A 6,678-nucleotide genomic window follows, 5' to 3' on the forward strand; every position below is an offset into this window, starting at 1 on the left:
GGCAGTAATCAAGTTATCCGGCAGCGTCTCGGAACCGGCGGCCTGGCGTCGAGCGAGCGCGGTGAGGGGCGGCTTGACAGTGGGTTTTTCGGTGGTTTTTCCAGCCGGTGCCCGTGAGCGTGACAAGGCTTCGCTAAAACTGCCCGGGGCATCTTGCCCGGGTTCGTCGGCACGCGCCGTTGCATTCGAGAGGGGGTTGCCGGGCACACTCGGAACCGCGGTGGAGGAAAGTATCGAGGACATCATATTTCCTGGTAAAGCTAATCGGTCACAGTCGTTGCGCGCAGGTAGAACTGGCGGGAAGTCCGCTCATCGCTGTCCCGCTGCTCTCGTTTATTGACCGCGAGCGCTTCCTGCTGGTGCGCCCGGTTAGCCAGCGTATCAAAGGAATTCAGCCGTCGCTTGGTGTGTTGCCAGTCGCTACGCCCATGCGCCAACCGGAGATCGGCTTGCAAGGTCACGCTGCGTTGTTGTTCAATCGCGCCATCCAGGGTATCGATGAACTGTTGGAAGTTGCGTAAGTGCGCCGAGGGTAAGCCCTCACGCATCTGAACATGCAGCTGGTCCAGGTAGTCTTGCCGGTACTGCAGCAGCAGCTCGAGTTTTGCGGCGGCACTGGTTTGCACACTTTGCAATTCACCGAGTCGACGGGTGGCTTCGTCGGTTTTGTTTTGCGCCAGTTCAATCAGCGTCACAAGGGGAAGTTTGTTGGGCATGGTGTTTTCTTTCGGGAGCTGCGTGCGGCTGCTAGCCAGCCTCCAATAAGCGGTGTAAGTGAGCAACGGATGCGGCGTAGTCGGCGCGCTCCTGCATCGGTTGTTGCAGGAAGGCTTCTATTTTTGGATAGAGCGCAACGGCCCGATCCAGTTGTGCGTCATGACCAGGCGCATAAGCACCGACGCTGATCAGGTCGCGATTGCGCTGATAGCGCGACAGCATCTGCTTGACGCTTCGCACCGCTTCAAACTGCGAAGCTTCGGTCAGCGCCGTCATCGCGCGGCTGATGGAGGCTTCAATATCAATCGCGGGGTAGTGACCCGACTCGGCCAAGCTGCGGGATAACACGACGTGGCCGTCCAAGATGGCACGGGCGGCGTCGGCAATAGGGTCTTGCAGGTCATCGCCTTCCGTCAACACGGTGTAGAACGCCGTAATAGAACCACCCCGGCCGTCTGCATCCCGCGCGCCATTGCCCGCACGCTCCACCAGCGCCGGCAGTTTTGCAAATACCGACGGGGGGTAACCCTTGGTGGCGGGAGGTTCCCCGACCGCCAGCGCGATTTCACGCTGAGCCATGGCATAGCGGGTCAGTGAATCCATGATCAGCAATACGTGTTTACCTTGATCCCGAAAATATTCGGCCAGACAGGTGGCGTAGGCGGCACCCTGCAGTCTTAACAGAGGCGAGGTATCCGCGGGGGCGGCGACCAGCACCGCACGCGCCATCCCTTCCTTGCCGAGCGTGTTCTCGATGAAGTCCTTGACTTCGCGACCGCGTTCACCGATCAGCCCGACCACAATCACATCGGCATCGGTATACCGGGCCATCATTCCGAGTAACACGCTTTTGCCCACGCCGGACCCGGCAAACAGACCCATGCGCTGGCCCCGTCCCACGGTCAGCATGGCATTGATGGCGCGAACCCCGACATCCAGCACCTGGTCGATGGGGGCGCGGGTCAGCGGGTTGATCGGCGCCGCGGTCAGCGGCACTTCACGCGCGAAATTAAGCGCTCCCAAACCGTCGAGCGGCCGGCCGGCTGCATCCACTACCCGGCCCAACATGCCTTCGCCGACCGGCAGGCGTTTGGTTCTGGGTCCGGTGCCATCGCCATACCCCACCGGGGACTCCAGCGCATAGACCCGAGCCCCGGGCAGCAGGCCGTCCACCGGGCTTTGTGGCATCAGGAAAATGCGATCGCCAGAAAATCCAACCACTTCCGCTTCGGCAATTTTTTGGGGGTAACCCGGGGGAAGCTCGATCAGGCAGTCGCTGCCCACCGGAAGCCGCAGGCCGACCGCTTCGAGAACCAGTCCGACCGCGCGCGTCAGCCGCCCATAGCTGCGCACCGGGATGCTGAGGCCGACCGCAGCCTGGGCGTCGCCCAGCGCGGTTTGCCAAGCCTTCAGATGCGGGCTCCCGCTGGCAGGGTCGGAAACGTCAAGCATCGACGGTCCCTTTGGAGGTTGGCACGTTTTGTACCAGGGCCGCGGCGACCCGCTCCCAGCGGGTTTCCAGGGTCGCATCGCGTTCACCGCTGCCTGCCAGAACCCGGCAACCGCCGCGTTTGATCGTGGCATCGCCGCGTATCCGCCAGCCCGCAACCTGCAGGCCATCAGACAGATGTTGTTTCACCAGCGCAACGTCATCCGGGTGCAGCAATAGCTGCGGTGCGCCGGTCAGTGCCGGCTCGGCATCGAGCAGCTCCCGCACCACCGCCAGTATGGCTTGCGGCTCCACCGTCAAGGCCTGTCCCAGCACCTTTCGGGCGATGTCAAGCGCCAATGCCAGCAGCGCGTCCGCGACGTGGCGATCGGCAAGGTGCAACGCGCTGGGCAAGGCCAGACTCAGCGCATGCAACTGATCGGCCTGCGCCTGTACCGCCGTGCTGCCTGCGGAATAGCCCTCCGCCTGCCCGAGCGCGTAGCCCTCTCGATAGCCTTCTGCTTTTCCGGCTTTTTGTGCATCCAGCCGCAGCCGGATCAGCTCGGCTTCGTCGATCAGCAACGTGGGCGCGAATTGCCCAAGCGCCGATTCAGCCCCGGCTTTTGCCGCGCGGGATCCAGGACGTATCTGTGCCGCGATGGCGTTCATTTCCCAACGCTGCCAGGCGCTCAGTTTCTCGGGGCGTGCGGTGGGCCGTCGCTCCGCAGCCCGGTCCGACAAAGACTTTTCGCCCTCGAACGGCGGTGAAGATGAGGGCTTGCTAGACATAGGAATCGTCGCCATTCCCGGCCAGTAAAATCTCGCCGGCGTCTGCCAAACGGCGCACGATCACTAGAATGCTCTTCTGCTCAGCCTCCACCTGGGATACGCGCACCGGTCCGCGCATTTCGATATCTTCGCGCAGCGTTTCGGCGGCACGTTGTGACATGTTCTTGAGGAACTTGTCGCGAAGCTCTTGCGGCGCACCTTTCAGTGCAACGATCAGCGATTCCGATTCGACTTCCTTGAGTACCAACTGAATGCTGCGGTCTTCGAGTCCGAGCAGGTTCTCGAACAGGAACATCTCGTCGATCATTTTTTGCGCCAGCGCTTCGTCGTGTTCGCGAACGTGCTTGATGACACTTTCTTCTTGCGTGCTGCTCATCATGTTGACAATTTCCGCCGCCACCCGGACACCGCCAAGCCGGCTCCGCTTGGTGCCTTCGCCCGACAGCATTTCGTTCAACACATCGGTCAATTCTTTTAGAGCCGCTGGTTGCACCCCGCCGAAGGTGGCGACGCGCAGAACGGCGTCGTGGCGCACCCGCTCGGGGAGTTTCTCAAGCACTTCAGCGGCTTTGGTGCGATCCATGTGAACCAGTAGCGTGGCGATGATCTGCGGATGCTCATCACGAATAATTTCCACGACTTCGGTCGCTTCCAACTGGTTCAGTCGCTCGATACCGCTGGCGGAATTGTTGGACTCCAAAATGTTTTCAAGCAGATCAGCGGCACGTTCGTCGCCCATCGCCTTGTTCAGCACCGAGCGGAGATAGGTGCGCGAGTCCAGGTGAAGGGCCGAGTACTGTTCAGTTTCAAGACGGAACTCCTCCATCACCACGCCGACTTCATCGCGCCTGACTTGCGTCAGCGTGGCCATCGCCTCACCCATTTCCTGGACGATGCTGTGCGGCAAATACCGCAACACGCTGCCAGCGCCTTCTTCGCCGAGCGACATCAAAAGAATGGCGCTTTTTCTGGTACCTGCTTCCATTATTTTTTACTCATCCAGTGCTTGACCAGCATGGCCACCATTTGGGGGTCTTTGACGGCTATATCTTGCGCATAACCAACGTTGTCCAGATGACGCTGGACTTGTCGGGCCTGTGCGGGATCCTGCAGCTCGGGTTTTTCGGGTGGTTTGGTCGGCGCGGCTTGGGCCTCTTCATGGCGTGCCCCTGGAACACTGGCGGGAGGGGATTGCAGATGCTTGCGCAGCAGCGGCCGCAGCACGGCAAACCAGAGAAACAAGGCGACTACGCCCAGCAGCAGGTAGTTCCCCAACGCTTTGGCCATAGCGATGTTGTCCGGTTGACGCCATAAAGGAAGTTCAGGCGCGTCCGCAATTTCCGCCGCAAACGGGCTGTTCACCACGTTAAGCGAGTCACCGCGCTCGCTGCTGAATCCCATCGCCTCCTTGACCAGGTTTTGTATTTGTTCCAGCTCAGTAGCCGAGAGCGCCTGCGCGGTTGCCTTGCCGGGAGCGCCCGCGGTGCTGCGATAGTTGACTACCACCGCCACTGAGAGCCGCTTGATGCCACCGGCGCCTTGTTGCACATGGCGGATCGAGCGATCCAGCTCATAGTTGGTGGTGCCGTCCTTGCGCCCGTTACCCGAAACCCCGCTGCGGGTCCCGCTGCCCATGCCGCCCAGTTCTGTGCTTATTTTCAGCTGGTCAGCCGCAGGGGTGCCCGGCTTTGGCGGGGCTTGGGGCGTAGTGACCATCGGGGCCGTCGGGTTGGAAGGGGGCTGGTTGGTGAGTGCTCCCGGCACGCCGCCAGGTGAGACATTGCCCTGTTGGTTGGACTCGCTGGACTGCTGGCTGCGAATCGCAGCGCTGCCCGGTTCCTGGTTGGGGCGGTACTTTTCGTCGGTGTTCTCGACGATTGAGAAATCGATGTCTGCCGCCACCTGCGCATGGACGTTGGCGGGGCCCACGATCGGTTGCAAAATCGCCTCAATACGACGTCGGTAGCCCTGCTCAATTTCTTGCGCGTATTTCAGCTGACTGACATCCAGGCCCCGGGTTCCCGAGTTCGCCGCCGACAGTAGATTGCCAGCCTGGTCCACCACAGTAATGCTTTTTGCGGACAGCTCCGGCACGCTACTGGAAATCAAATGCACGATCGCACTGATTTGGCCTTCGTCAATAGTTCGTCCGTGATGCAAGGTCAGGATCACCGAAGCGCTCGGGCTTTTCTGGTCGCGCACAAAAAGCGACGGTTTAGGCAACGCAAGGTGCACCCGAGAGGATTCAACCGCCGAAATGGAATTGATCGAACGCGCCAGTTCGCCTTCCAGAGCGCGCTGATAATTGATTTGCTCGACAAAACTGCTGGTGCCGAATTTTTGGTTGTCCATCAGCTCAAAACCCGCTGAACCGCCTTTGGGCAAACCCTGCGAGGCCAGCCGCAGGCGGGCCTCGGGCACCTTGTTGGCCGCCACCATCAAGGCGCCGCCGCCTTCAGCGAACTTGTACGGAATATTCATTTGCTGGAGCGACGCGATGATGGCGCCCCCATCGCGGTCCGACAGGTTGCTGTAGAGCACCCCATAGTCGGGCGTGCGGGTCCAGAGCCACAGCGCGGCCAGGGCAGCGATTGCGGCCGAAGCGCCGATCATCAGCGGCAAGCGGGGGTTGGCGCGCAATTGATCCAGGAGGGACAAGCTTTTGGGCATTGCTGCGCCAGTGCCTGCTGCGGCAGAACTCATAGGCGCACCCGGTTACCGCCGCAGCGCCACGGCGATCGACGCCGGGACCGCAGCGGAACAATAGAAACGACTGATGACATACGGCAGGGTTTAAAGGGAAGGAGGGGAAGGGCTGACCTGGCAGGTGCAGCCAAGGCACCGCCGGCCTCGCTCATGATTGTCAGAGCCCGGGCCGGCGCTTGATACGCCGAATAACTGCGGGTTTTGCCATCTTTTGGCACGATGCGCAGACCGCCTGGCTGATACGCTTCAGCCTTCAATCAAGAAATGGGCGCCTTGCTGCGCCAGGAAAACACCATGGCAATAGCGTCTATTGAATCCGTGCTGCAACAAATGCGGGCCCTGACCCAGGCGGCCGATCGCCCCACCGCAGCGGGCGGCGAAGTGCCCGGCGGCGGCTTTGCCGGCGAGCTGAAAAAGTCGCTCGACCGCATCAGCGACACGCAGCAGCAGGCCTCTGGCCAGGCGGAAGCGTTCGAGCTTGGTAAACCCGGGGTCGCGTTGAACGACGTGATGATCGATATGCAAAAAGCCAACATCGGCTTCCAGATGGGCCTGCAGGTGCGCAACCGGGTGATGGCTGCCTACCATGAAGTCATGAACATGCCAGCCTAAAGCTGGTCGCCCGATACCTTGCCAACCTGCCCTGTTTTGGCGCAGGCTTCAGCCCCGCAATTCGCTATTTTATTCATAGCAATAAGGCCCAGTGCGTACTGGGTAAGCGACTGCTTTGGTGCACAGATCGCGTGGCGCGATCCGAAACAAGAATGGTCGTGGCGGCGTCGGCAAGCTTAAAAAAGCAAAAAATTTTTACGCGCCACCCTAAAGGTTTCTACCGAACTGGCCGATAACCTGAATAACGGTGGCTTGCAAGGTGTCTCGGCAGGCAAGGCCAGCGTCACGGCGAGTTAGCCGAAGCTCACAACCTTTGTAATCAGGAGTCCCTCATGTCTTCAGTCATCAATACCAATGCTCTCTCGCTGCTCACGCAGAACAACCTCAACAAATCGCAGGGTGCGTTGAACTCCGCGATTGAGCGC

At 60.6% G+C, this 6,678-nt stretch carries 7 protein-coding genes; 1 reads left to right on the forward strand and 6 read right to left on the reverse strand.

Annotated features, from left to right (window positions below; all coding sequences use genetic code 11):
* The 6 genes from HHJ16_RS10255 to fliF all read right to left on the reverse strand — a co-directional run.
* On the reverse strand, positions 1 to 243 hold a 243-nt coding region (locus HHJ16_RS10255; RefSeq protein WP_293642606.1), incomplete at its 3' end, for a hypothetical protein.
* 17 nt (positions 244 to 260) lie between these two features.
* Entirely contained in the window at positions 261 to 716 is a 456-nt protein-coding gene (fliJ, locus tag HHJ16_RS10260; RefSeq protein WP_293642607.1) for a flagellar export protein FliJ, read from the reverse strand.
* Positions 717 to 747: 31 nt separating this feature from the next.
* Positions 748 to 2,169: a flagellar protein export ATPase FliI gene (fliI, locus tag HHJ16_RS10265; protein ID WP_293642608.1), complete on the reverse strand. Its 1,422-nt coding sequence runs from the start codon at positions 2,167 to 2,169 to the stop codon at positions 748 to 750.
* Positions 2,162 to 2,935, reverse strand: a complete 774-nt coding sequence (locus HHJ16_RS10270; protein ID WP_293642609.1) for a flagellar assembly protein FliH — start codon at positions 2,933 to 2,935, stop codon at positions 2,162 to 2,164. Before HHJ16_RS10270 ends, fliI begins: the two co-directional genes overlap by 8 nt.
* Positions 2,928 to 3,920, reverse strand: coding sequence for a flagellar motor switch protein FliG (fliG, locus tag HHJ16_RS10275; RefSeq protein ID WP_293642610.1), 993 nt, complete (start codon positions 3,918 to 3,920; stop codon positions 2,928 to 2,930). Before fliG ends, HHJ16_RS10270 begins: the two co-directional genes overlap by 8 nt.
* Entirely contained in the window at positions 3,920 to 5,638 is a 1,719-nt protein-coding gene (gene fliF, locus HHJ16_RS10280; RefSeq protein WP_293642611.1) for a flagellar basal-body MS-ring/collar protein FliF, read from the reverse strand. The genes fliG and fliF overlap by 1 nt, the downstream gene beginning before the upstream one ends.
* Positions 5,639 to 5,935: 297 nt before the next feature.
* Here fliF and fliE point away from each other — a divergent pair, with 297 nt between their 5' ends.
* On the forward strand, positions 5,936 to 6,253 hold the full coding sequence (gene fliE / locus HHJ16_RS10285) for a flagellar hook-basal body complex protein FliE (protein WP_293642613.1): 318 nt from the start codon (positions 5,936 to 5,938) through the stop codon (positions 6,251 to 6,253).
* The last annotated feature ends 425 nt before the right edge of the window (positions 6,254 to 6,678 follow it).

The sequence above is a fragment of the Polaromonas sp. genome, assembly GCF_012927485.1.
In the GTDB taxonomy this organism is placed as follows: domain Bacteria; phylum Pseudomonadota; class Gammaproteobacteria; order Burkholderiales; family Burkholderiaceae_C; genus Polaromonas.